At 66.5% G+C, this 26,544-nt stretch carries 15 protein-coding genes, 1 tRNA gene and 1 pseudogene; 13 read left to right on the forward strand and 4 right to left on the reverse strand.

The annotated features are described in order from the left end of the window. Nucleotides 1-28: 28 nt before the first annotated feature. The 9 genes from ACFVYR_RS02455 (at nucleotide 29) to ACFVYR_RS02495 (ending at nucleotide 19,240) form a co-directional block, all read left to right on the forward strand. Nucleotides 29-2,179: a restriction endonuclease subunit M gene (locus ACFVYR_RS02455; RefSeq protein WP_384247749.1), complete on the forward strand. Its 2,151-nt coding sequence runs from the start codon at nucleotides 29-31 to the stop codon at nucleotides 2,177-2,179. Further along, nucleotides 2,176-3,459: an AAA family ATPase gene (locus ACFVYR_RS02460; protein ID WP_384247751.1), complete on the forward strand. Its 1,284-nt coding sequence runs from the start codon at nucleotides 2,176-2,178 to the stop codon at nucleotides 3,457-3,459. Before ACFVYR_RS02455 ends, ACFVYR_RS02460 begins: the two co-directional genes overlap by 4 nt. Then, entirely contained in the window at nucleotides 3,456-4,100 is a 645-nt protein-coding gene (locus ACFVYR_RS02465) for a hypothetical protein (RefSeq protein ID WP_384247752.1), read from the forward strand. The genes ACFVYR_RS02460 and ACFVYR_RS02465 overlap by 4 nt, the downstream gene beginning before the upstream one ends. After that, on the forward strand, nucleotides 4,097-5,512 hold the full coding sequence (locus tag ACFVYR_RS02470; protein WP_384247753.1) for a restriction endonuclease subunit S: 1,416 nt from the start codon (nucleotides 4,097-4,099) through the stop codon (nucleotides 5,510-5,512). The genes ACFVYR_RS02465 and ACFVYR_RS02470 overlap by 4 nt, the downstream gene beginning before the upstream one ends. Continuing rightward, nucleotides 5,512-9,795, forward strand: coding sequence for a protein kinase (locus tag ACFVYR_RS02475; RefSeq protein ID WP_384247755.1), 4,284 nt, complete (start codon nucleotides 5,512-5,514; stop codon nucleotides 9,793-9,795). The genes ACFVYR_RS02470 and ACFVYR_RS02475 overlap by 1 nt, the downstream gene beginning before the upstream one ends. Further along, nucleotides 9,786-11,429, forward strand: coding sequence for a hypothetical protein (locus ACFVYR_RS02480; RefSeq protein WP_384247756.1), 1,644 nt, complete (start codon nucleotides 9,786-9,788; stop codon nucleotides 11,427-11,429). The genes ACFVYR_RS02475 and ACFVYR_RS02480 overlap by 10 nt, the downstream gene beginning before the upstream one ends. Nucleotides 11,430-11,434: 5 nt before the next feature. After that, nucleotides 11,435-16,969, forward strand: coding sequence for a hypothetical protein (locus tag ACFVYR_RS02485; protein WP_384247757.1), 5,535 nt, complete (start codon nucleotides 11,435-11,437; stop codon nucleotides 16,967-16,969). A gap of 70 nt (nucleotides 16,970-17,039) precedes the next feature. Next, complete coding sequence (locus ACFVYR_RS02490; protein ID WP_384247759.1) at nucleotides 17,040-18,521, forward strand: hypothetical protein; 1,482 nt, start codon at nucleotides 17,040-17,042, stop codon at nucleotides 18,519-18,521. A 275-nt stretch (nucleotides 18,522-18,796) separates the two neighbouring features. Then, entirely contained in the window at nucleotides 18,797-19,240 is a 444-nt protein-coding gene (locus ACFVYR_RS02495) for an NUDIX domain-containing protein (RefSeq protein ID WP_384248020.1), read from the forward strand. A gap of 24 nt (nucleotides 19,241-19,264) precedes the next feature. Here the strand turns inward: ACFVYR_RS02495 and ACFVYR_RS02500 are convergent, their stop codons facing one another. Beyond that, nucleotides 19,265-20,032 carry an IclR family transcriptional regulator gene (locus tag ACFVYR_RS02500; protein ID WP_384247761.1) on the reverse strand — a complete coding sequence of 256 codons (768 nt, stop codon included), beginning with the start codon at nucleotides 20,030-20,032 and terminating at the stop codon, nucleotides 19,265-19,267. A gap of 278 nt (nucleotides 20,033-20,310) precedes the next feature. On the opposite strand from ACFVYR_RS02500, the gene ACFVYR_RS02505 reads away from it, so the two are divergent. Further along, nucleotides 20,311-20,832 carry a hypothetical protein gene (locus ACFVYR_RS02505; protein ID WP_384247762.1) on the forward strand — a complete coding sequence of 174 codons (522 nt, stop codon included), beginning with the start codon at nucleotides 20,311-20,313 and terminating at the stop codon, nucleotides 20,830-20,832. Between the two features lie 210 nt (nucleotides 20,833-21,042). Here the strand turns inward: ACFVYR_RS02505 and ACFVYR_RS02510 are convergent, their stop codons facing one another. Then, on the reverse strand, nucleotides 21,043-21,363 hold the full coding sequence (locus tag ACFVYR_RS02510) for a helix-turn-helix transcriptional regulator (RefSeq protein ID WP_079259476.1): 321 nt from the start codon (nucleotides 21,361-21,363) through the stop codon (nucleotides 21,043-21,045). Nucleotides 21,364-21,384: 21 nt separating this feature from the next. Here ACFVYR_RS02510 and ACFVYR_RS02515 point away from each other — a divergent pair, with 21 nt between their 5' ends. Continuing rightward, nucleotides 21,385-22,389: a hypothetical protein gene (locus tag ACFVYR_RS02515; protein ID WP_384247764.1), complete on the forward strand. Its 1,005-nt coding sequence runs from the start codon at nucleotides 21,385-21,387 to the stop codon at nucleotides 22,387-22,389. 194 nt (nucleotides 22,390-22,583) lie between these two features. Next, nucleotides 22,584-24,284, forward strand: a complete 1,701-nt coding sequence (locus tag ACFVYR_RS02520; RefSeq protein ID WP_384247766.1) for a hypothetical protein — start codon at nucleotides 22,584-22,586, stop codon at nucleotides 24,282-24,284. 242 nt (nucleotides 24,285-24,526) lie between these two features. Here ACFVYR_RS02520 and ACFVYR_RS02525 read toward each other — a convergent pair. Next, nucleotides 24,527-24,614 (reverse strand) — tRNA-Leu (locus ACFVYR_RS02525). Between the two features lie 137 nt (nucleotides 24,615-24,751). Between ACFVYR_RS02525 and ACFVYR_RS02530 the strand changes: the two genes are divergently transcribed. Beyond that, nucleotides 24,752-26,095 carry a DUF2254 domain-containing protein gene (locus tag ACFVYR_RS02530; RefSeq protein WP_384247768.1) on the forward strand — a complete coding sequence of 448 codons (1,344 nt, stop codon included), beginning with the start codon at nucleotides 24,752-24,754 and terminating at the stop codon, nucleotides 26,093-26,095. 150 nt (nucleotides 26,096-26,245) lie between these two features. Here ACFVYR_RS02530 and ACFVYR_RS02535 read toward each other — a convergent pair. After that, nucleotides 26,246-26,406 (reverse strand): annotated as a pseudogene (locus ACFVYR_RS02535) (aldehyde dehydrogenase); the annotation flags it as partial. Between the last annotated feature and the right edge of the window lie 138 nt (nucleotides 26,407-26,544).

Raw genomic sequence — 26,544 nt, forward strand, 5'->3', positions numbered from 1 at the left:
CCTGATACACAGAGATGAGTGGACCTTGATGGAGGAACTGACCTTGGACCTGGACAACCCGCGTCCCGCGGAACCGGAGGCATCCCCGGAGGCGGCGCCCCAGCCCCAGGTCACCACGCTCGGCGAGGGCCAGATCGTCGACTACATCACCAACACTCCCGTCAAGGACACCCCGAAGGAGAGGGTCCGCCAGCGCATCGCCCGTGCCCTGTTCCACGAGCACGGAATCTCCCCGGGCGACATGGCAGCGGACTTTCCCATTACGGTCAGTACAGACGGAGCCCGCGCCCGGAAGAAGAAAGCCGACATCGCGATCTTCGTGCACGGCACAAAGCCGTCCGAACGCTCCGAGGAGAACCTCCGGCGGGTCGTGGTCTGCAAGCCGGGGCCCAAGCGCGGCAAGAATGTGGTGAAACTCCGTGAGCCCGCCCAGGCGCAGAAGGATCTTCAGGAGCTAAAGGATCTGCTCGGCGCCGAGGATCGCCCGCAGTGCACCGACGGCATGTGGACTGACGGAGTCGACTTCTTCTTTCTCAAAAAGATCGTTAACACGTTCGGCGCGACGTATGAGGACCGCAGCGACTGGGACGTCGCGCCCGAGAGCGTCGGTAGCCGTACGGTCGTCTCCCATCAGCGGCTGCGTCGAGCCGAGCCGGAGATGCTCAAGACGACTTTCCGTCGCTGCCACAACTACATTCACGGCAATGAAGGCATGCCGAAGGACGCCGCATTCTGGCAGTTCCTCTACCTGCTCTTCGCCAAGATGTACGACGAGCGCAAGAGCCGCGGAACGGGCCGCGCCCGGTTCCGGACGGACATGACAGAGCCGTTCTCCGACGAAGGCCGGGCCGCCATCCGCAAGCGGATCGAGAGTCTCTTCGAGGAAGTCAAAGCCGAGTACGCGCCGCTGAACATTTTCAAGCAGACGGATGAGATCACGCTCTCCGACCGGGCCCTGGCGTTCATCGTGAGCGAGCTTGCCCCCTATGACCTCGGCGGCACCGACGTCGACGCCAAGGGCATCGCCTACCAGGAGCTGGTCGGCACCAACCTCCGCGGGGACCGAGGCCAGTACTTCACTCCGCGCGGCGCCGTTCGGCTGATGGTGGAGATCCTCGACCCGAAGGAGGACGAGACTGTCCTCGACCCGACCTGCGGCACTGGCGGCTTCCTTCAGGCCACACTCGACCACCTGCACCACACCTGGCAGAGGGAAGACGGAACGTACGGCTTCCCGGACAGCCCTGAGCAGCAGGAACGCTACCGGGACAAGCTCCGCGCCTACGCCGACAAGCACCTGTTCGGTTCGGACTTCGATCCGTTCTTGGTGCGCGCCACCACTATGAACATCATGACCCTGGCGGACACCACAGGGAACGTCTTCCACATGGACTCCTTGGCCTTCCCGCGAGGGCATCTGTCGGGTGTGGAGCCCGCGAAGGCGAAGATCCCGCTCGGTGAGACTGTGGACGTGCTACTCACCAACCCGCCCTTCGGCGCGGACATCCCGATCAGCGACGAGTCGGTACTGGGCTCGTTCCGCGATGGCGTCGCCAAGTCCTGGGGGCGAGACAGGGTCACCGGCGAGCTCGTGGAGAGCATCAGCAAGCCGACGAGCATGGCTCCCGAGGAGCTGTTCATTCAGCGGGCCATTGAGTGGGTCAAACCCGGTGGCCGTATCGGCATCGTCCTGCCCAACGGCGTTCTGTCCAACCCTGGCCCCACTACCGAAGCTATTCGCCGTTACATCCTGGAGCAGTGCTGGGTTCTTGCCAGCGTCGAACTGCCGGTGGAGACCTTCATCGTCGACGCCAACGTCAACATCCTGACCACGCTACTTTTCCTGAAGAAGAAGACCGCCCAAGAGGTGCGCAACCATCGCATCGGCACCGAGATGCCCTACCCGGTGTTCATGGCCGTCGCCGAGAAGGTGGGCTTCGATCGGCGCGGCAATGAGCTGTACAAGCGACACCCGAACGGTGACGTGGTGATGGAGGCGACGGTCGAGCGCGAGCGGATCAGGATCAACGGAAAGGACGAAATCCGGGAGCTGAAGCGGAGCCGGCCGGTCGTCGACAACGACCTGCCGGTCATCGCTGAGAAGTACCGGGAGTTCCGCGCGAAGTACCCCATGCCAGGGGTCGACCCCCGCGCAGCTTCCACCGGCGGCCCAGCATGATCACTAGAATCGAGGCGTACCAGTACCGCTGCTTCCGTGCGCTGGCTGTGGAGCTCGGCCAGTTTCAGGTGCTCGCCGGGCCCAATGGTGCCGGCAAGACGACCCTGCTGGACATCCCGGGCCTGCTTGGCGATCTACTGCGACCACGGCAGACCGTGGCCGACGCGTTCCTCGTGCCGCAGGACAATGCGGCGGTCCCCCGCGCGCACACGCTCCGGGAGCTGGTGCACTGCAACCGTGGCGATACCTTCACGCTCACGGTGGAGGCACAGCTGCCCGACGAGCTCGCCCGGGAGTTCGCGGCGGAGACGGCCAGCCCGCACCCCCCGACTCACCTGCGGTACGAGGTTAGCCTGGAGATCTTCAACGACACGCTCCAGGTCGCCGAAGAGTACCTGTTCCTGTTCAACGAGCATCGCAACCGGCCGCTTCTCGGCAGCACCCTGCAGGGACGGCCTACTGGCGGAAACCGGATGCCGGCGCACCGCGATTGGCGTTACGTCGTCCGGCGCGAGCGCGGTGACGACCCGTACTTCCGCTCGGAGCTGCCCCGCAAGGCGCAAGGCACCACCAGGCGTGTCCCCGCGGAGCAGCTCGCTCTGGCGACACTCCCTCAAGACCGCGACCAGTACCCCGCGGCCCTCTGGTTCATCGAGCTGGTCCAGCAGAACGCCGTCTCATACGCCCCCGACTGGGGAGTACTACGCAAGGCATCCCCTCCCGGCGACCGCCTGCTGCCGCTGCGGGGTGATGGCCGCAACGTCCCGTGGCTGGTGCTCAGCCTGCAGGAACAGGATCCGGACAGCTACCAGGCATGGGTAGAGCACGTCCAGACCGCGCTGTCCCAGATCGACACGGTGGATGTGCGCGTACGCGACGACGATCGCTACGCCTACTTCGACGTCCAGTACCAGGGCGGCCACCACGTCACCAGCAGCGGCCTGTCCGATGGCACCCTACGGGTGCTGGCACTGACGCTGTTGCCATACCTTCCCGAGCCTCCCCGGATACTCGTCACCGAAGAACCTGAGAACGGCATCCACCCACGGGCGATCGAGACCGTCGTCCAGTCGCTGGCATCGATGTACGACACCCAGGTGTGGGTGTCCACTCATTCGCCATTGGTTCTTGCCCATGTCGAGCTCAGTGACGTGCTCGCCGCCCGCCTCAACGGTGACGGACAGGTCACCGTTGTCCGGGGTGATCAGCATCCGCAGCTCAAGGACTGGCAGGGGACACTCGACATCGGCACGCTCTTCGCGGCGGGGGTACTGAGTTGACGACGGAACGACGGGTCATCTTTCTGCTGGCCGACGGGGCCATGGAACAGATGCTGCTTGGCTTCTTCGGTCGGGATCAGTTCCCCACACGGCTCGGTTGTGCCCCCTTCGCGTACAAGACAGTCGTTGCCCCGACCAAGGATCCGGGCGTCTACAACACAGCGCGGGAGCTGCTGCGACCGTACGAGCGCGACGAGTCATACGCCGTCGTACTTGTCGATGCTGATTGGAAGGGCAGCCCCGGCGCGGACGCGATCCGGGCAGAGGTCGAAGAACAGCTCGACGGGGTGTGGAAGAACTCTGCCGTGATCGTCCTCGACCCCGAACTGGAAGTGTGGTTCTGGCGCGATCACCCCGAGCTTGGGAAAGTCCTGAATCTCCCCCGGCAGCACCGCAGCACACCGGTCCGGGAGCTGTTGCCCGCCATGGGGCCCGCCTCCTGGCCTCCAGGGCAGGCCAAACCGACCGATCCCAAAGAGGCGCTGCAGTTCCTGCGGAAGAGCAAGCAGTACCGCGCGGACAAGTCCAACGCCGTGTTCAAACGGGTCGCAGCGCTGTCCGCTAAGGGCTGCACCGATCCCGCGTTCCAGCACCTACAGACCACCCTCCGCACCTGGTTCCCCCCGGAGTACACCTCGTGAAGCTCGTCAGCCTGTCCCACCCGGTCACGTCGGATTGGCTCGCCGACCAGGGGTTCCGACTAGATTCGGCGCCCTATTTGTCAGGGGCATTGGAGGCTCGGAAACTGTTGGAGCGGTTTCCGAATACAGTGCACCTGAACAACGTGACGGCGGGGCACAATGCGGGAATTTTTAACGGCCCTAAATTCAGCAGGGTTTACCTAGACGACCCGAAGTACACCGTTCCTTTCCTAGGTAGCACCGATATGATGGAAGCAGACTTCAGCTTCCTGCCCCGGCTGAGTACGAAGGTCGCGGACAAGTTTCCGTACCTCGAAGTCAAGCCAGGCATGACGCTAATCTCGTGCTCAGGAACGATTGGGCGGATGGCTTACGCACGCCCGGACATGGCAGGCATTTGGTCTTCCCAGCACGTTATGAAAGTGGCAGCGAACACCGAGCGGATCCTGTCCGGCTACCTCTACACCTTCCTGCGCAGTAAGTTCGGCGTCCCGATGATCGCGAGCTCGGCATACGGCGCGATCATCCAGCACATCGAGCCCCACCACATTGCCGACCTGCCCGTACCGCGGTTTGACGCGAAGCTGGAAGAGCGGATCCACCGCATGGTGGAGACCAGTGCCCGCCTGCGCGCACGCTTCCAGGCTGGACTCGTGGCTGCAACGGAGGACTTCTTCAGGAGCGTCGACCTGCCTGAGCTGATCGATATTCGCTGGCATCAGCAGGAGCGGGACCTCGGGTTCGAGGTGGACGGGGTTGGGCCGGCCACCCTGCGGGCGCTCAACTTCGCTCCACGGGCTTTGCGACTCATTGACAAGTTGGCCTCGGTGCCAGGCAAGACATTGGGCGAAATCTGCGCGGGCGGCACGCTCAGGACTGGCGCCCGCTTCAAGCGCATTGACACCGATCCCACGCATGGCGTGCGGCTCGTTGGGCAACGCCAGGCGTTTTGGATCCGCCCCGAAGGGCGTTGGATCAGTGCTGCCCAGGCTCCTAACGACATTCTGCAGCAGGATGAAACAGTTCTCGTAGCAGCCCACGGAACCCTGGGGGAGAACGAGGTCTACGCTCGCTCGATACTGGTCACAGGGAGCTGGTTGGACAATGCGTTCAGCCAGGACTTCGTCCGCGTTCTGAGCGGAGACGAAGAAGTGACGGGCGCGTATCTATTCGCATTGTTCCGCTCAGATGCCATGTTCCGGATCCTTCGATCCATGAGCGTGGGGGGGAAGCAGCAGGAATACCACTCCCGGCTCCTGCGCGAACTTCCTATCCCGCTCGCCGCTCCCGAAGACCGCCACCGCATCACCGAAACAGTCCGCCGTGCCTACCGCAACCGCGACCGCGCCGAGATCCTCGAAGACCAGGCACTGGCCCTGCTGACCGAAGCCATCGAGGAGGCCGCTGCCTGATGGGTGCAAGGATCGTTGCCATTGGGGAGGCCGTCAACGATGCCGAGCGGCGGGTGATCGCGCATCTGCGCGATCAGGGCCCGGACGACTGGACGGTCCTTCACTCCGTCGAAATCCCGCAGCGAGACGAGCTGTTCGAGGTCGATCTCGTCGTGGTCACCGGGCACGCCGTGTACGTCATCGACGTCAAGGGCACCCGGGGCCGCATCGAGGTCGAGGGAAGCCGGTGGCATCCTGCGAGACGTGCGCCGTTCAGGAGCCCGTTGCCCAAACTGCGCGGCCACGCCAAGAAGCTGAAAAGCATCCTGGAGAACGCGCACCCACAACTGGCCCGTGTCTACACGGACGCGCTCGTCGTGCTGTCGGCCCCTGACGCAGTACTGGTCGATCACACGCCGGACCAGCGGGACCTCAAGGTGACCGTGACGCTGCCCGAGCTAATCGGTCGTCTAGCCGACGCCGGCCGCGTCCCTGTGGCGACCCGTCCTGTGGACGCCGAAATCTCAGCGCACCACGCGACCATCGTCGACACTGTCCAGGGCAGCTCCCGTGCCCCGTCCGGCCCGCTCCGCTTCGGGAGCTGGGAGGTGATCGAGCGGCTCAGCGAGTCCCAGCGCGCTCCCGGCATTGACGTACTGGACGAGTACCGGGCGAAGAACGCCCTCGCGGTGCAGGGTTCGGGCACGGTGCGGTTGTCGGTACGCGCCGCTGACCCGTACGCTCCCGCCGCGGAGCGGATGACGCGGCAGAAGCAGATCGGGATCGCGTACGAAGCACTTGGCAAGCTGCCTCCCCACCCGCATATCGTCGGGGTGCGGGACTTCTTCGCGCTGGATGACGAGAGCGCGTACGTCACAGTCTACGACGATGTTCCGGGCCATGCGCTGCGGCTTCATCTGGGTGAGGCGGCCGACGATCCTCTCACCGCGGACGCGAAGCTGCGGACCATCCGTCACATCCTCCTCGGCCTGGCCCATGCGCACAGCCGCCGCATCGCGCACCGCGAGCTCAGCCCGTCCACCGTCCTGATCACGCAGGACGGCCGGGCCGTGCTCACGGGCTTCGACTACGCGAAGACGGCGCAGCAGCGCGGCCACACCGTTATGCACCAGGCGCGTGCCGCTGCCGAGGCGGCATACCTGGCGCCTGAGTGCCATGCCGATCCAAGACGGATGCTCGAACCCGCGGATATCTACGCCGTAGGCGTCATCGGCTTTGAGTTGCTCACGGGCCATGTGCCGTTCTCCTCCGCCACGGAGCAGGCCAGTGCGGGCGGCCAGCTGCCCGCCAGTGAGCTCGAAGCCGCCGGTGTTCGTACCGAGCTGGCGCACTGGTTGCAGACGTTGTGCGCCACGGATCCCAGAGAGCGCCCGGCAGCTGTCGAAGCTCTGCGCAGACTGGATCTCGCGGTGGGCGCGCAGCGTGCCCCTCGGAAACGTCTGAGCTCCGCGGGGCAGGCTGCGCCGCCCGGCACTCCGCCACCGGAACCCGCGGCAGCTGCCGACGGGCCCCGCGACCCCTCGTTCTTCAAGAACCTGGCCGCCGACTTCCAGCTCGGCACGAAGTACATCGTGCGCAATCGGCTGGGCCGCCCCGGTTCCTTCGGTGTGGCCTACCGGGTTTACGACACGATAAGGAACGTCGACCGGGCGGTGAAGCTGGTCCTGCACGACCGGGACTCGCCGCTGGAGCGGCTGCGCCGAGAGGCGAGCGTTCTGGAGCGTCTGACCAGCGCCCCGCACCCCAATGTGGTGGCGATGGTGGACGCCGACCGGTTACTGCCTCCGGACAACTATCCGTATCTCGTCTTCGAATTCGTCGAAGGCCGGGACGTCAGCGAGGTGATCCGCGACGGTCGGCTCGGCCCGGCCGACGTACTGCGCCTCGGAACCGATACGGCCCGGGGGCTCGCGCACATCCACAGGCTCGGGGTGTGGCACTGCGACATCAAGCCGAGCAATCTGCTGTGGACCGATGACGGCGTCAAGCTCATCGACTTCGGCATCTCCAAGACCGCGGACTCCTCCGAGGGACATACGCACACCAGTCCCCGCTATACCCCGCCCGACCTGGATGAGGTGCCTGCCGACGGCAGCGGTTTCGCCGATCGTGATCTGTTCGCCCTGGGCGTCACGATGTACGAGGCTCTCACTGGCGGGCAGTACCCGTGGGGGGACGCGGGTCAGCCGCCGCCCGGCATGCAGGCCCTTGATCCGCGCACCATCTTCAGCGGTTTCGGCGATCTTTCGCCTGGGCTGGTGGGCATCCTGCTGAGGGCTGTCTCGCCATACCGCGCGGAGCGCTTCAGCTCGGCCGAGGAACTGCTCTCCGCGCTGGAGGCTCTGGGAGCCGCCCGCGTGCCTGTGCCTCAGTCCCCCCAGCCCGAGGAAGCCGGCCCTGCCAGCGCGTCCCCGGCCGCCCCGGCTGCCGAACCGGCGCCCAACACCAACCCGTACGTGGCCCACTTGCAGACGCTCTACAGCCAGAGCCACCGCAGCAACCGCGGCACCCGTGGCCTCGACCCTCAGGGCATGCAGGTGTACGTCGAGACGGCCCTGGACCGCGCGCTGGTCCCTGCTCTGCGGGCGGGAAAGCACGCGCTGGTCATCGTCACCGGTAACGCGGGCGATGGGAAAACCGCGTTCTTGGAGAGCTTCGAGGCCCAGGCGCGCAAACTAGACGCCCGGTTCGGACCCGATCGCCTCAACGGCAGTGATTTCACGCTCGACGGACATCGCTTCCGGACCAACCACGACGGCAGCCAGGACGAGGCCGATGCCGACAGCGACGACGTACTGGAGGACTTCTTCGCACCGTACGCCGGCGAGGACGCCACCGGCTGGGCGGGGCAGGGGGAAACTCGCCTGATCGCGGTGAACGAGGGACGCCTGGTGGACTTCCTCAGCGACCACCACGAGCGCTTCCCCCTTCTGTCCAAGCTGGTCAACATCGGCCTGACGGGCGGGGAAACCGATGACGCGGTCGCCGTGGTCAACCTCAACGCGCGTGACGTGACCGCCCGCCCGGCGGACGAGGAAGGCGATCCTGTCGACGGCGAGTCGATTCTGGAGCGGATGCTGGACCGCATGACGCATGAGCGTTTCTGGGAGGGGTGCGCGTCCTGCGACATCGCCAATACCTGCTACGCGCGCCACAATGCCCAGACGTTCCGCCACCCTGACGCGGGTCCACAGGTCAAGCGCCGACTGCGCAGGGTCTACGAGCTAACCCAACTGCGCGGTCGGCTCCACATCACCCTGCGCGATCTGCGTTCCGCTCTCGCCTACACGCTCACCTCGGGACGGGACTGCGCGGAGATCCACGCAGTGCACACGGCGGACGAAGCGCAACCCCTGCTCGACAGCTACTACTTCTCTGCCTACCTGGGCACCCCACCGGCTCCGACCGGACTACCCAGAGAGCAAGACCGGCTGCTGAGGCTGCTTCGGGAGACGGACGTTGCCGCTCCGCCCCAGCCACAGCTGGACCGGCGGCTCGACTACACCGGGCTCATTGACGACCGCGCTTTGGTGGCCATCGACGGCCGCTCCGATCGGGACAGGCAGCTGATCGCGGCGCAGTTCGCCATGCTGGCGTGGTCCACCTCCGCGCTGTCGGCGGACGTCCTCGCCCATCGCCGCCATCTGGGCGCGGCCCGGCGGCTGCTCTACTTCGAGCTCCGGGACGACGCGCGTGCCGAGCGCATGCTGCCCTACCCCTCCGCGCTGGGATTTCTTTCTCTGCTCGCCTCCCCGACGGCCGCCGCCGCAGCCCGCGACGAGTTGCTGTACGCGCTCAACCGGGGAGAGGGACTGGCTGCGCCGGACCGGATCGGTGAGGCCATGGCGTTGAAGCTTCGGGACGTGCCGCACGGCACGGTACGCAGCTTCCGGCTGTTCCCCGCGGCGGGCTTCACCCTGGAGCCCGGGGAGGCCCCCGCCTCCGTATACGTCGAAGGCAGCCGAACGGCACTACGACTGCGCTACCAGGCTCCTGACGGGCAGCAAGGGACAGAGGCTGAGCTGGCCATCGGGCTCGACCTGTTCGAGCTGCTGCAGCGCTTCGCCCAGGGGTACCGGCCGGGCGTCGCCGACGTGCAGGGGCAGCAGCTGGCCCTCGCCGTGTTCAAGAATCGGCTCGCCTCAGTGCCGTACCAGGAAGTGTTGCTCACCGCCCACGGACACGATCTGCGCCGGGTCCACCGCACACCGGATCACGCGCTGCACATGGAGGACCTGTCCGCCGTGTCCGGTGACGGGGACGAGGAGGAGACATGGCGCTGACCAGCGTGCACAGCAAGTTCCACCATCCCGGGGTGAGCCGTGTCGACTACAAGACACTCCACATGGACCGGGTCCTGACCGCTTTCCTGGCCCGCTTGTGGCATCGCGGTCTGCCGAGCAAGCTCAGTCGCGCCGGAGATCTCACCGTCGACGACTTCGTGGACCTCTTCCTGGCCAACCCCGATGTCTTCGAGGGCTTCGACCGGGACTCGACGACCCGCTGGGTGAACACACACCTGATGGATCTGGTTAACCGGGGCCGGGTGAACGAGGCAGTGGCGGGCCCCCGCCCACTGCACGGCTTCACCTACCGCTTCCGCAACAGCCGCAAGTCCCGTCCGTACGGGGCCGATGAGCAGCTCTACGAGATGCTCGCCGAGACGCCGAGTGCGCTGCAGGAGCTGCGGTCGTTCTTCTTCTCTGACGTGGACCGGACCACCGGTGCGATCAAGCCGGGTCCTGACACTGACGTGGAGACGCAGGCTCTGCTGCACTTGGTGAGCAAGGCGTACGGCAAGGTCGAGGACCGGCCGGACACGAGCAAGCCCCGCAGGCCCTATCCGCTGCTATGCCGGGAGCCCGCGCGGCTGCTCGCGGAGGACGTCATGCGGCTGCTCTACCACCAGGAGCACATGCCGCGCACGGTCCTGGTGGAGTACTTGAAGATCCTCTTCGCCTTCCATCTGGCGCTTTACCACCTGCGGATGATCAAACTGCTGCCAAGAGCGGTGGCCGCCGGCAGCGTGGACATCTCGTGTGCGAGTGGGCACAAGGGAGCGGATGCGGCCCATCAATGCCCCTACCGCGTCCACCTCTTCGTGGACGTCGAGGGTGTCCCCGGCACCCCGGCTGCCCTTCTCGCGGAGCACAGCGCCAGCGTGTGGTATGGCCGCATCCAGCGGTTCGTCAAAGCCACGTTCGAGGTGAAGAAGCTGGACGAGTTCGCCGAGCACCTGATGACCAAGCGCCGCAAACTCACCGCCCCCCAGGGCCGTCCCTACTTCTCGGCCGCCGAAGTCCTGACCTTGCTGGGCAAGGGGTACAAGAGCGAGCGGGACAACTTCTTCGACCAGCGCGTGAACGGGGTGCTGGACGACGAGACCGACCCGCCCGCCGCGGTACGGCAGATCGCGGACCTGGGCCTGAGTCCGTTCGACGAATACATCGAGATGCTGCTGCACTACAAGGGCCGCTACCACCGCGGATACATCGTCGACTGCCTGGACTCCCTGCTACTAAAGAACCGGCCCGGCGCACTGCTGGCCCAGCCTCGTGGCACCCGAGGCGAGCGCCGCTTCGTCCTCGACGCACGGCTGCTGGAGATTCTGCTGCAGATTTCGCTGCTGCGCCCTGGGTCTGACGGGAATCTGTCGACCTCACCCATGCGCATCGACGAGTTCCTCGCCGTGCTGCGCGAGCGCTATGGCCTTTACGTCGACCAGCTGCCCGATTCGGACGGCTTCACGGGCGCCGACCTCGACGACCAGGTCGCGCTGCGAGCGAACTCCACCGCTTTCACCCATCGCCTCCGCGAGATCGGCTACTACCAGGACATGTCGGACGCCTATCTGACGCAGACCATCACTCCTCGCTACTCCATGGGTACGACGCCCAACGCGGAGGTGGTCCGGTGAGCACTGTGGGACTGACCGAGCCGAGCACCGCAGATCTGCGCGATGCGCTGGAGGGCGTGCTGGTGCCCCGGCTCACCTCTCTGCTCGCCTCGCGCGACGCGGGCCACTGCATGCGGGTGACCGAAGTGGACGCCGCCCTCGCGGCGCGTCTGGTGCGCAGGCTCAGGAGCGCCAACGGCGCAGGAGCCGAGGTGTGTCTGCTGGGGCCGACACGGGACACCGAGGAAGGCAGCGAGCTGCGGGATGTCACGGTGACCAGCACCAAGCTGGTCGAGCTGCGCAACCGCACGGAGCAGCCTCAGTCGGACGGCGCCGTCGGCCCTCTGCTCGTCTTCGTGCCGCCGGGGCTCAGGGCCAGCGCAGAGGACTCCTTCGGTGTCGCGACCTTCGAGGAGATCTCTCTCGGGGACAGCTACGACCTCCTCGCCGCTCAGCTGCTAGACGAGGTGCCGGCCACGCTGCGACCAAGCGTGGAGGAGCTGCTCGCGCTCCTGGGCGAGGCCCCCCAGCGCGCGAGTGCACGGGCCCGTGCCGCGTACCTGCTCACTCTCAAGGCCAACGGCTACGGAGAACAGGCCGCCGGGGCTGCGGTCTTCCATTTCGGCCTGGTTCCGGACTTCGAGCTGTTTGCCCAACCGGGCGAGGTGCGGGAGCGAGCCGACCGCAATCGCAACCTCGTCGACAAGCTGACCGAGTCCGCCCACTCGGAGCGACAGCGGGTGCTGGAACTCGGGCTCATTGACTCGGAATTCGCCGGCCGCCTGGCCGAATTCGTGGCCCGCTGCGGGCTGGAGGACCGCGTCGCGTGGACGCGGCGTATCGTCGTCGACCGGGAGAACTGGGCGCTTTCTTTCGGGAACTGGCGCCTCGACGACCGCCAGCGTGCCTCGATCTCCATCGATGTGCAGGAACTGGGATTGCCCCGCGCGGGTGACGTGCCCGACGATCTGGCCACGTACCCCGCGTTGTCCGCCATTGCTGGCCAGCCTTATCTGCTGGCCGGCCCCAAGGGCGTCAGCGAGCTCCTCGCCCACTTCACGGTCGACCCCGCCCCCCGCAAGGTGGAGGGGCTCGCCCGGTTCCGTGTGGAAATCGCGTCGGAGAAGTCCGGGCCGGTCGGCCGCAGCACCTCGGTGAAGAAGGCTGCCAAGGCCGAACACAAAGCGAAGCTGCCCAAACTCACCAAGATCGACTGGGACGAGGGATGGCACTACCTCACCGTCACACCGCTCGACGACCAGGAACAGCCTCTCGATGTCGAGTCGGCCAGTGACGGTCTACCAGGGGGGCAAAGCGAGCGGTTCTACGTCGTGCCCGATGCGGAGACGGAGGAGCCACCAGAGCGCAGTGCCGGCCGGTACGAGGGTGTCGTACAGGCCCTGCGCGACCTTCAGTTCCAGGCGCTAGCGAACGGTGACGACCCGGCATGTGTCGCGCTCGGCGAAGTCCGGTGGAAGACAGGCACCGGCCGCGCCCAGCAACGGACGCTGAGTGCCCGGGTTAGCGCCGCCGGAACGGTGGACATCCGTCTCTCCCCCACCCTCACTGTGCTTCAGCAGCGCATCCTCGGGGCGGCAGACCGGCCGGGGTTGTGGCAGCTCAGCCTGGGACCGGCGAGTGCCGGAGATCCTGTGCTCGATGCCGATGACGGGTTGGTGGCCTCGCTGACCGGTAGGACAGCCGAAGCCTTCGACGCCTTCCTCGCGGCGAGGCGGGGCTATTTCTCCGCGCTCCGCGGCGCCAGCGACGCGGCAGAGGAAGGGGGTCTCCTGGTCACCGAGGCCGTCGACTTCTCGGCGGTGCGCATAGAGCTCGCCGCGTACGCGCAGGCGTACACCGAGCTCATCGCGGCGCAACTGCACCACCTGGAGCGGGCCGGGGACACGGAGCGGGCGTCAGTTCTCGTCCGTCTCGCCCAGATCCTGCAGTTCGACTGCGTGGCCGCGACGCTCACCGATGGGCTTGGACAACGCCACCACGTCCTGCTAGTGGCTCCTACGCACCCGCTACGCGCCCTGTGGCTGGCGACCTGGTCGGCCCTGGGAGCCGACTGGATCACGCGGCTGACGGGCGCCGACCGGCGCCAGGTCATCGCCGCTCGCGGCTCGCTGATGGACGAGCTGTCCTCGCTAGGGTTTCCCTTCGCGGTGCCGCGGCAGGACGGACGCCTCCTGGTGGCTGCGGAGAACCTCACTCCGTACTGGGGGGCCTACCTGCCCAGTGAGGTGGAAGACCCACGCGGGCTGCTTGGCCAACTGGCCTCGGTACTGCGACTGCCGACTGCTACATCTGGTACCGGTGCCGGGTCCACCGGTCTGTCGGGCACGCATCTCGCAGACCGCGTGGAGCGCTATGTGCGCCTGCATCCGTATGTCCACACCCTCGTGATGAACGTGGTGAACGCGGGGCGCGGTGAGCTGCTTGCCGACATGCTGCTGGAGCTCCAACGGCGGGAGGTGACGCGGTCTCTCCGCTTCGACCTGCGTCTGTGTGTTGGCGATCCGGAGGCGCCGGAGGCGGGAGAGGCGCTCGCTGAGCTGCTGCGCGCGGAGGCCCAGGTCTCGGCCGCCGAGGCGGAGGCGTTCCTCAACCCTTCGGGGGGCGCGTTCCAGGCGAAGCTGGCCTTCTCCGTCCGGTCGGTGGACGAGTTCACTGCCAACCCTGGCGACTTCGACGCGCACCTCACCGTTCTCATCGATGCCTTCGGCGGGGAACAGCTCGGCTCAACCCAGCACGAGGACATCGCGCACGCGCCGGTCCACGGACTGGTGCAGGCGATGGCATCGCGGTACGTGGAAAACGAACAGCAGGTCGCGTGGCGCAAGTTCCCCCGGCACGGCGAAGCACCGGTTCTGGACGATGCCGAGGACCTCACCACGCTTCTCGGCCACCTCCCCGCGCTCATGGCCTCGGCCGCCGCGAGTGTTGCCACCGCAGGCCGCGCACTGCGACACGTCCCCTGCGCCGTGCTCGCCCTGGAAACCGCGGACCGAGCTCTGCTGTACCAGGCCCATCAAGTCAGCGACTGGGTCGTCACCATCGACCGGACCTTGGGGTTGGAGTACTTCGACCACTCCGGCGATGACGGACGTCCCGAGTACGTCATCGACTACGTGCCGCAGGCAGGCGGAACTCTGGGCCACCAGATCATGGTCAGCTCCAAGTCCGTGGACGAACTGCGCGCCTTGCTCGGTCCAGTCGCCGCGGACCACGACCTGGATGTCGACCAGCGGCACCTTTACACATTCTTCGACCAGTTGCGGCTGCTGTCGGGGAACCTGGCCTTCAAGCTGGCGTCCGCCGCTCCCACCCAGCGCACGGAAGTCCTCGGCCTCTCGCTCGCCCGGCTCTACCTCGACTACCAGGGTGTCCTCACCAACCAAATCATCGTCCCTTTGGACGCACACCCAGAGCTGTATCGCGAAGCACGCCGCCAGGTGCGAGAACTGGGGGACTCCCTCTCCTTCCGCCGCAGCGATCTGGCCCTGTTTCACCTCGACGACCGGCGCAGGACGATCACCTGCCGCCTGGTCGAGGTCAAGTGCTACACAGCCCTGAACAACATCGGCGCCTACCAGCAGCTCAAGGCGAAGGTCGCCGAGCAGCTCGAGCGCAGCCAGGACGTTCTCGCGACCGCCTTCGACCCGCATCGCAGCACTCCGGACCGTGTCGACCGCGGTGTGAAGAACCTCGGGCTCAGCTCCTTGCTCCGCTTCTACCTGACACGTGCCTTCCGTCACGGCACGATGGGCAAGGCCCCGTACGAGGCAGCACACCGCCTTCTGGACCGCCTCGACGACGGCTATACGCTGCAGTTCACCCGCAGTGGACTGGTCTTCGACCTCGCCCGGTCGGGCACCGACCGGGAACTCGACCACGCCATAGAGTTCCACCGCATCGGCCGCGACCTGATCAAGGAACTGATCGACGCGATCCCGACTGTCCAGAACAAGGTCCAGCCGCAGCCTCAGGACCTCGGACCGTCTGATGACACTCCCTATGGCAGCGGCGGTGATCCAACCGCCACCCTGTCTCGGCTCGATCTGACGGTCCCCCGGATTGCCGACGCTGCGTTCCGCGCGCCAGAGGTCGAAGACGTACCCGCCTCGCCGGCAGCGGACCGAGAGACACCTGCCTACCCAGAAGCTGTGGAGGCGACATCAGGAACCGCCCCCACGGACACCGTTCCTGGTCCTCAGCAGCCGTCCCCGTCGACCACGCTGAGTGAGTCGCCACAGGCACAGGCAAGGCCGGAGCCCGCGCCATCGCCGCCGGTCGTCAGTTATACGGCGTCCCATGACACACCGGCTACCGACGTGCCCCGCGCAGTTCCCTCACTCGTTCCGGACGCGTTCCTCGGCGTCATGCGCCCGTCCCCTCAGTACGGCGTACTCGGTGACATCGCCGGCCGTACCATCGCCCTCGACCTCAATGAGACGCACACCATCAGCCTGTTCGGCGTCCAGGGCGGCGGCAAGAGTTACACCCTGGGCAGCATCATGGAAATGGCCTCCCTCCCGGCACCCCCCGTGAACGAGCTACCGCATCCGCTGGCGACCGTGGTCTTCCACTACAGCCAGACGCAGGATTACGCGCCCGAGTTCACGTCCATGGCGCATCCGAACGACGACGAGACGCAGCTCCGAGCGCTCAAGGAGCGCTACGGGGCACAGCCCAAAGCCCTCCAGGATGTCCTGCTCCTCGTGCCGGCGGCCCAGCTCGCAGAGCGGCGCTCCGAGTACCCAGGTATCGAGGTGCAGCCCCTCACCTTCGCGTCGAACGAACTGCAGGCCGCGCACTGGCGCTTCCTCATGGGCGCGGTCGGCAACCAGTCCGTCTACATCCGCCAGCTAACTCGCATCATGCGAGCCCACCGGGACAACCTGAACCTGGCGGCCATCCGCCAGGGCGTGGAGGAGTCCGAACTACCCGATCACCTGAAGCGGCTGGCGCAGGAACGGCTCAACCTCGCCGCCGAGTACATCGACGACACAACGCGTCTGACCAGCCTGGTCCGGCCGGGTCGGCTGATCATCGTCGACCTGCGCGACGAGTTCATCGAGAAGGACGAGGCACTCGGACTGTTCGTCGTCCTGATGCAGCTGTTCGCGGAAGCCCGCGACGGCGGCGAGCACTTCAACAAGCTCGTCGTGTTCGACGAGGCTCACAAGTACATCGACAGCCCGGACCTAGTGGCAGGGCTGGTTGAGACCGTCCGAGAGATGCGCCACAAGGGCATGAGCATCCTGGTCGCCAGCCAGGACCCACCCTCGGTCCCGATCTCACTGATCGAACTCTCCGACCATGTCATCCTGCACAAGTTCACCTCCCCCGCGTGGCTCAAGCACCTGCAGAAGGCCAACGCCGCACTCTCCACACTCAGTTCCGACCAGATGTCGCGACTGCAGCCAGGCGAGGCATACGTGTGGGCGAGCAAGGCCACGGACCCGGCGTTCACTCACGGGGCCGTACGCATCCGATGCCGCCCGCGCGTGACCAAGCACGGTGGGGCCACCAAGACGGCTGGCGGAGGACAGTAGCCCGGGCCTCGGTCATGGGCATTTGACCAAAACACCGCATTTCAGCAGCCGCATCCAACAGGGGAGAAGCATGTCGCGCAGCACGTCCGGAGAGCTCACGGCGCAGCGGGAAGAGTGGTTCCGTGAGATCCAAGAGGGGCTGCTGTGGCACGTGAGGGATGTCCCGGCCCTGGGCAAGGACCGCCTGCGCGACGACCTCGGCGAGCCCAGGCTCATCGGCTCCATGCTGGTCGCGCGGGTCGCCGTCCAGCTCGCCCGGGGCGAGAACACATCGAACATCCGTGGAATGCTCGCCGCCAGCCCGCTATTCGCGGCGCCCGGCCCTGATACCGAAGAACTCACCAAACTCATCGGCAAGATACAGTTCGGGTTCGAGCACGACGGACTGGCCAACACCGCTGTGGTACTCGACGGCCTGGGCCTGCTCCCCTGGAGTCCGGAGAGCACCTACATGCTGCTGATCGAATATTGGGCTGCCCAGCGGGGCCGTACTGTGCCTCGTTCGCGTGTGGAACGGGAGCTGAGCGAATTGTGGGACACAGCGGACTCACGTGTCCTCGCGGCGCACTCCTCGCTGCCCGCTTTCCCGCTGGAGGGGTACCCCGACCTGTGGGAGAGGCTGAAGGCCGAGCCGGATTTCCGGGTCGGCAATGCCGGAGCCATGGTGCTGACCCAGCGTGGTGGCGGCGACCAGGCCTGGGAGAGCTGGATGTCCACCCGCCCCTGGAGCACTCTCAAGGCCCGCCACTTGGTGAGCCTTGGCGGCGATCTCGTACGCTGCCAGGTCGCGCAGCGCGCTCTGGGCCGTCTCCTCGATCAGGCTCCGTCGGGCGATGAGTTCCGCGGGGTTCTCGTGCGGGCCGCGGAGATCATCCAGGAGCAGCTTGAACGCATCGCGCTGGCCGTGGAGGGCATGAGCGCCATCGAGTACGAGCTGTTGCGTGAGCGCAGCAAGGATGAGCACTTCCAGGACGGCTGCCTCGCCACCTTCCAGAAGCATCTGCTGAAGCGCTACCAGATCTTCTACCCCTTCCTTGAGCATGAAACAACACACGGCACATGGGGCCCGCTCCCGTGGTGGTCGATCGCCCTTCACGACGAACGCGAACGGCAGGCGGCGGAGGAGCTGCTTGTGCGCGGCGGCATGCAGCTGAGCATCATCGCCAAGACCCGCGATGCTGACGAACTCGTCATCACCTGCCAGGAGCCGGGACTCGGGCCGTCGGGGCTCGCCGCCCGCCTCCGCTTCGACCTCCGCGACGCCATGCACGCCTGTGAGCTGCTACTTCTTGCCCGCCGACAGTCCGTGGCGGTGGACTTCCTCACAGAGCGCATCGACGAGTGGGACGATCGCGAAGTGGACCTTGCCGGCACTCTGGATATCGCAATAGGCGCCGACATCTGTGCGACGCTCGCCGACATCGCGACGCGTGCCCTGCGCCGACTCATGCCAGGTGCGTCAGGACCGGCCCTCTACCATGACGCGGTCCCGGCGCTTGAGCGACTCCTGAAGTCGTCGCGGCTCCCCGAGATCTGCCGCCACCCGAGGTAGCGGCAGACCCGCTGCAGTGAAGCTGCGCTCGGTGATCAGCGACATCACCAGAGTGGCCGACTGCACAATTCTCAGGCAGCGGTCATTGCGGTATCCGTGCGGCTTGTGGGCTGCCCGGGCGCGGATCACATTCACCGCAGCAAGCTCAGAAATGAAACTCCCGTCGATCCAGGACACGAGTGGCCGGTTAAGCGGCCACATGTCACGATTGGACTGTGCTTGCTTTCCTGGACGCCGCCGAGAGTTCGAGGTGCCCTACCGTGCCGCCTGCCAGGATGCGGCGGGTGGTGTTCGTCGCGTTGCTGAGCTCGGACGGGCGGCTTGCCCTGGTGGCAGACGACCTGCCTGGAGCTGCTCCCCGATGGGTGCTCCCGTCAGGATCGGTCCGAGCCGCAGAGCCCTACCGTGAGGCGGCAGTGCGCGTACTCCGCGATGCGGTCGGCGCAATGCCGGTGCACGGGGGCGCCGTTGAAGGATGCCGTTGGGCTCAGGTGCCTGTGCCCATAGGCCGGAGCCGTCGAGAGGCGCACGTGTTCATCTTTCGTCTCGTTGGGGCTGGTGCTCCGCCGGAGCATCTGCCCTGGGGAGCGACACACTGGGCGGGGCCTGAGCAGTGGCAGGAGTTGTGCACACGGTGCGATCTGCCAGATGTGGATGTGCTGTTGACGGGATATCTGGAGGGGTGGATCCCGGACGGGCGGATCATGCTGGGGCCGTGAATCCCGGCACCTCGGCGCCCGCTGTCATTCTGCCCTGGCGATCGTGGTGGCGGTCTCCTGCAGGGCCGTGGCAACCGCTGGCATGTCCTGTTCACGCAAACGTACGGCGGGTGCGTACACGGAGATCGCGGCGAGCGGTTCCCCGATGCGGTTGCGGATGGCCACGCTTACGCCGTGCAGGTCGTGTGCACTTTCCTCAAGGTCTGCCGCCCATCCCCGGACTCTGACTTCCTCCAACTCCACCTCAAGCAGCGGCCACTCAGTGATGCTTCCTGCCGCCGTGGCAGGGAGCGCGGCCGGAAGTGTCGCGCGTACATCTGCCGGGTCGCGCAGTGCAAGCAGGGCTTTGCCCGCCGCTGTGACGTGGGCGGGGAACTCCTGTCCGAGCGGAACGCTGACGCGCAGGACATGCCGGCACTCGACTCCGTCGAGTAGTCGGACGACGGCCGCATCCAGGGAGTACAGGCACACCGTCTCCTGCAGCTTCTCGGAGAGCTCCTCTAGGGATCTGCGCGCCTGTCGTCGGACGTCCAACTGTGCGATCGCGGCCAGCCCCATGCGTACGAGCTGTGGCCCCGCTGAGTATCCGTGCTGGCCAGGATCGTGACGCAGGAAACCCGTGCGCTGCAGGGTGACCAGGATGCGGTGTGCGGTGGAACGTGAGATACCAAGCTCCCGGGCGGTTTCGGTAACACCGATTTCCCCCCGGTCATACGCCAGGACTAGAACATCCAGGGCCTTCGTCGCCGAACCCAAGGCCTCTGTCGCCGACAGATGCTTGCCATCCACCATGAAGGAACCGTAGCGCTCAAACGTTCCCGGGGACCGGGAGCTTCGACAGAATCCACACGTCAGGTTTCTGTCGTGGCACGTCCCCCAGCTCCGGTGCCGCATCGCTCGAACCCGGCGAGCCAACTCTGCACCAAGACAGGTCGAGTCCTGCGATAACCCCGACCGGACTTGCCGTGCTTGAGCACACTGCTGACCGTTTGACAGCGCCTCACAGGAACTGCGTGCGTGCCACAGTGTGCCGTCCCTACACTGGCAGCGGCCTTCCTTAGGAGTTCGCTATGGCGGGATACCGGACCAGCGCACCTGCGTTAGACAAGGGTGTCTATATCGGCCAGGCCCGGCATGCCGTGAAGGAGCTGATCACTTCACTGCGCGGCGAGTTGGCGACATTGGAAGCTGTGTACGCGATGATGTGCCAGGGCGTCGAACCCACCGATGCCTGCGAAGTGCCGTCGGACGCCGACGAGGACACGGAAACCGCCCAGCCTTCCCGGGAGGGTCCGTGTGAAGTTTCTGTCGCCGGCGAGGATCCTTCGTCCGAAGATGCCTGCGCGGGCATGGGCACTCGGGCCCTGGGACCACCGCGTAACGGAAGCATGCGCGATGCGATCCTCATACTCCTGTGCGCCGCTCAAGAGGCAATGTCCATCACCGATATTGCGGCGGCGGTGCGCCCGGGAGCGGACGCGACGGTCCGCTCATCCGTAGGGAAAACCCTCAACCGTATGAAGCAACTTGGCGAGGTGGAAAACGTAGCACCGGGAATGTTCCGGGCCGTGCTGTCATCCCGGGCTGCTTGATCTACCCGAGAACGACCCTAACCCAACAAGCAGGCCTCCCTCGATTAGCGGTCGAGGGAGGCCGCCAAACACGCGAACGGACGCTTCTCCTAGCAGGGTTCTGGTCCGTCGCGCACGTTCACTCTAGCGCTCCCACGGGTGGCGTTATAGGGCGTCTGCGCCATCCGGCACTTGAGCGTGCACGACTGACCTCAAATAGGCAATTGGGGATCAGTCATGAGCACATTGGGTCGCATTCGATCCGGGCCAGAGCGCCAGGCCCAGGGCGCGCTCCAGTCGGCAGACCGTCAGCACATCCGGCCAGGTGGCGCCCGCCAGCAGATCGCCGATGGTCTGTCTGCCGACGTTGCTCTGGGCGGCCAGTGCACGCAGCGAGAGCTCCGGCCTCTCACGCAGGGCGGCGGCGAGGCGGCGGGCAATCGTCTGGACCACCGCCGCGGCGGGCTCCCCGGCGATCCGGGCATCCGGCCACTCCTCCGGATCGACGGCGTAGCTCCATGGCGGCGCCGTGCGCGCTCGGCCTCCGGTCATAAAGATGCGTTCCTTCAGATCGTGATCGACACTGACACCAGCGGCCGGTTAACCGGCCACCTGTCATGGGCCTTGCGCCTGGAGGTCGCTGTGTCGAATCGCCTGCTGGCCTACGCACCGAAGGCGGAGACGGTGCCACCCGCCCAGTGGCGCCGCATCGCTCCGGTCGTCCGCTCGCTGGGATTCATGGCCGCCGCAGCGGGACCCTACGGCCCAGACGTGATCATGACACCGCTCGCACGGCTGGTCGCCTGGGTCGAGGCCCAGGGCCTCCCGCTCGAACCCTCGGTGATCCTTGACCAGAGCACCGTCGAACGGTTCATCCTCGTCGGCTGCCGCGACATGGCCGCCAACAGCCGCCGAACCTGCAGCAGCCAGCTGCGCCGGGCCTCCGAAGCACTCCTGCTGGACCAGCTCGGACAGCATCCGCCGATCCGGCTGAAGGCCACCGCCGTCCCAGTGGCCCCCTACCCGCCGGCAGAAATCGCCTACTGGCTGATCTGGGCGCAGAGCCTGCCCACGCCCGCCCAGCGACGCAACGCCTGTCTTCTGTTCTGTCTCGGCGTCGGCTGCGGGCTCGCCGTTGAGGATCTTGTGTACGTTCAGGGGCGGGACATCCTCGCAGGCCCCACCGGCCGGGCACTGGTCAAGGTGCACGGGCGCCGTCCGCGCACTGTCGTATGCTGGTACGCCTACGCGGAACTGCTGCTGGCGGAAGCCGCCCACATCCCGGCAGACGCGTACGCCTTCCGGCCGGACTGGCAGGACCGCACCAGCAAGCACATCGCATCGGACTGGCTGGCCAGGTACCCGCGCATCATCGGCCGTTGTGACGGTGCAGTGCTGCAGACCCAGCGGCTGCGCACAACCTGGCTCGTCGATCTGCTGAATGCAGGTATTCCGCTGAAGGTGATCCTCAAAGCGTCCGGACTCGGGACCCTGCACAGCCTCTCGCGCTACCTCGTCTTCCTCCACGACGTGCCCGAAGCGGAGGCATCCGATCTGTTGCGGGGGGCGGCGGCATGAGCAGGAAGAACCCGGAAGACAAACCCTGCCGACGTACCGGCCTCGCTCTACGCCCTGCACCGCAAGCCCCCGGCCGGACCCTCAACGACCGCGTTGTGAGGCAGGTCTTCGACCTCGTGCGCCACAGCGGAGTACTGGAACGCCTTCCCACCAACGAGCACCGGCCAGGCCCGAAGGGCTTCCCGTTCCGCACAGTGCTGATCGGCCTGGTCCTGTCGCAGTACATGGGCAAGAGCGCGAACATCAACGACGCATGGGAGACGCTCTTCTTCGCCCTGTCTCCAGGATCCAAAGCCCTCCTTGACGTCCCCGACGTCGACCTGCACATCCGCGAGGGCGCAACCCGAGAAGAAGTCGACCGCGTCGCGCACCACCAGTACGCGACGTCGAAGCGCGTCTACCGGTCCTGGTCCTCGATGACCCGGCGCCTCGACCCTGCACCGCACGACCGCCGCAAGCGGCTGTCTCTCAGCGAGGCCAAGAAGATCCGACGGAAGTGGAATGCCCGCGACAACCAGGACACCGTGCGTAACCTGGAGGCCATCGCCCAGGATCTGATTCTCGCTCCGGTGATGGCTTCCTACCGGCGCGGCGACTTCGCTCGGTGGCCTGGCCACATCGCGGTCGACGACACTCCGGTTCCGGTCTGGGGCAAAGAGCCGGACTACCACCAGGACCGGGCCTCGCTTGAGATCACCGCCGGGATGTACGTGAAGGGAGGAACGCAGAAGAAGTCGCCCAGCGGCAAAGCTGCGGCCTCCACGAACACCGGCACCCGGCGCGGCACGGCAAACAAGCCAGTGCCTCGCAAGACCAAGTCGGCACGGGAGAAGAAGGCCAGGGCGCCGGAGAAGAGAGAGTTCCGCTACGCCATGATGGCCGCGTTCCCAGGCCATGGCCATGGCGACCTCGCCGGCGCCTATCCTGCGGTCTGCCTCGGCATGATCCTCCACACCCCGGGCACCGAACCCGGCCCGGCCGCCCTGCGCGCCATCCAGCCAGCCTTCGAACGAGGCCTGGTCAAAGACCTGTTCTGCGCCGACCGGGGCATCACCCAGGCCAAGCCTCACAACCTGCATCTGCAGCTGCTCAAACTCGGCCTCAACGCGGTGAAGCACTACAACGACGACAAGGTCGACCGGCAGGGAGATTTCCGCGGCATGCAGCTGGTCGGCGGCGAGTTCTACTGCCCGCTGATGCCCACCCCGCTCGTAACTGCGGGCGCCACATACATCGACAGCCGCACGGACGAAGACCGCGCCCACGCACTCAACCTGATCCAGTCCCGGAAGGACTACCAGGCCAAGATCAAGGAATACGGGCCCGCAGGGGATCAGCGTCGACAGTGCCCCGCCCTCGGGCCGCACGCCACGGTCACCTGCTACCGCCGACCCCAGCCACGCCCGTCCACCGTCGTCGACCTCGACGCCCCCACTGTCCGTACCCCGGCAGCCCTGCCCACCATTCCCAGGCCCAAGAGGGACACCCCTGTCTACCCAGACATCTGCAGAGGGATGAGCATCACCGTCCCGGGCACCGTCTTGGCCAAGTGGCGGCAGAAATACGCCCTGCTCACCCCTCTGTGGCAGGAAGCCTGGTCCGGACTGCGCAGTCAGAACGAGGGCGGCAACGGCAACCTGAAGAAGTCCGCCCTCGACAGCATCGACAATCCCCAGCTCCGCCTGCCGCACGGACGCGTCGCACAGACCCTGCTCAATGCCGTCATCATCTTCGTGGCGAACCTCAGAGCCATCCGACGGTTCCTCCGTGACCAGGGCATCCAGCCCCGCAAAGCCAGCACGCAGAGCGCCGCAGCCCAACCCGGTGAGCCCTCCGACCCGCCCCAGGCGCGACCGCTTCCGACCGAGCAGGTCGAGCCTCCGCCACGTGAGTGACACACCTCCACAGCGCTCCGCCCCCTGAAAACCCCACATGCCTGCGCCACGGCCACCAGCCGTCGCGCAGGCATGTCCTGTTTCCGCAGGTGAGAAGCGCAGTACCTGGACCGCCACCGCCTCACCCCCTTATCGAGCCGATCACGAGGCTCAAAGCCCCAGAAACGACGAAATACCGGTGAGTCACATGACTCGACCGGTAATTCGTGAACGCTTCGGGACGATCTCGTGAACGTCCCAGCTGGTGTCCGAGGGGGGACTTGAACCCCCACGCCCGTTAAAGGGCACTAGCACCTCAAGCTAGCGCGTCTGCCATTCCGCCACCCGGACCGGGTGCCTGCCGAGCGGGTGTTCCCCGCGGCGACATGGACAACAATACCAAGGTTTCGGAGTGCCTTTCACCTGCCTATCCGCCCGTCCGCCGGGAGATGCACGGTGGCCCGCACCCAGCCACCTACAGTCTCACCATGAGTGACGGGTCGATTACTGGTACCGCTGGGGCGCTCGGCGACATGAAGGTGCGTCGGCCCCGGATGCTGTCCCCGCTGCGCGAGCACCTGCGGGACACCATGTGGTTCGCGCCGACCGCGGCGCTGGTGGCGGCGATGCTCCTGTGGTGGGCCGCGTCGGAACTGGACACCTTGATCGTGGAGACGCTGCGGGACAACGGCGACTACGACGGGATCAAGGACCTGATGGGCATCGCCGAGGACGCCAGGGCGGTGATCAGTACCATCGGCAGCGCCATGATGACGTTCATCGGTGTCGTCTTCAGCATCTCGCTGGTGGCCGTCCAGATGGCCAGCGGGCAGTTCAGCCCCAGGGTGGTGCGGCTGTACGTCCGGTCCCGCATCACCAAGATCACGCTTGCCGGGTTCATGGCGACGTTCCTCTTCTCCCTGATGACGCTCACGTCGTTCGACAGCGAACGGGACCCCCGGCTCCTGACGAGCGCACCGCTGGTCGAGGCGGTGATCGCGATGGCGATGGTGCTGCTGAGCCTGCTGTTGTTCGTGGCGTACGTGAACGGGACGGTGCGGATGATGCGGATCGGTTTCGTGATCGACAGGATCGCGCACGAATCGTTCCGGGTGGCGGTGAAGCAGCCCACGGAGCTTCCGGTGGAAACGGAGCAGCTCGGTCCCGAGACCGCCCGGGTCACACACCGGGGCAGGGCAGGCGTGCTGCGGGACGTGAACATCGCGCGGGCCGTGCGGGCGGCCCGGCGCCAGGGGATCGTGCTGCGGCTGATCCCGCGGATCGGCGACTTCGTGGTGCCGGGGACGCCCGTGTTCACGGTGCACGGCGGGACCGCGCCTTCGCGCCGGGCGCTCGGCTACACCGTGTACGTGGGCGTGGAGCGCACCTTCCACCAGGATCTCGGGTTCGGTCTGCGGCAGCTCTCCGACATCGCGCTGCGCGCCCTCTCCCCCGCGGTGAACGATCCGACAACCGCCGTCCAGGCTCTGGACCGCATCGTGCAGTTCCTGGCGTCGATCGCCCCGTACCCCCTGGGCGCGCTCGGGCACCGCGACCGGCACGGGGCACTGCGACTCGTACAGTCCGTGCCGGACTGGACCGCCCTGGTCGATCTGGGGTTCACCGAGATCAGGGGGTGCGCGGCCGGTAACCCCCAGGTCACGCGCCGCATGCTGGCCGGTCTCGACGATCTGCTGCTGCTCGCCCCCGAGGATCGACGCGAGCCGCTGCTGCGGCATCGAGGGCTCCTCGCGCAGGCGGTGGAGCGCTCGGTGCCGGAGGCGGCGGACCGCGCGTTCGCGCTCCTCCCGGACCGACAGGGTATCGGCTGACATCTGGACGGACAGGGCTTCGGCTGACGTCTGGAACGGCAGGGCATCGGCTGACGTCTGGAACGGCAGGGCATCGGCTGACGGACCCGTACCGTTCCATGGGCATGTCGGTGTCGCCCCTCCGCGAGCACTCCCGTCTCGCCCCGGGCATCACACCATGCGGTGTTGGCTCGGGAAGTTGCCCGGCAGCCCCTCTTCCGCGGGGCCCGGGTCACGGCACGCACGAGCACCTCGCCGCCCACGAGCGCGCCGCGCAAGGACCCGTCGAACCCACCGAAGAGCTCCTCCCTGTCGCCGCGCGAGCGTGGTTGGCGGGCAGGGTCCGGCCGTCGGTCCGCCATATGCCGTGACCACCGTGTCTGTCCGGATGCGCTCCCCTGGCTCCCGAAAAGTGCCGCACGCCCCCTGTACACCACTCACCGGATGCGGGATAACAATCTGCATACAGT

The sequence above is a fragment of the Streptomyces sp. NPDC058284 genome (genome assembly GCF_042881135.1).
Taxonomy (GTDB): Bacteria; Actinomycetota; Actinomycetes; order Streptomycetales; family Streptomycetaceae; genus Streptomyces.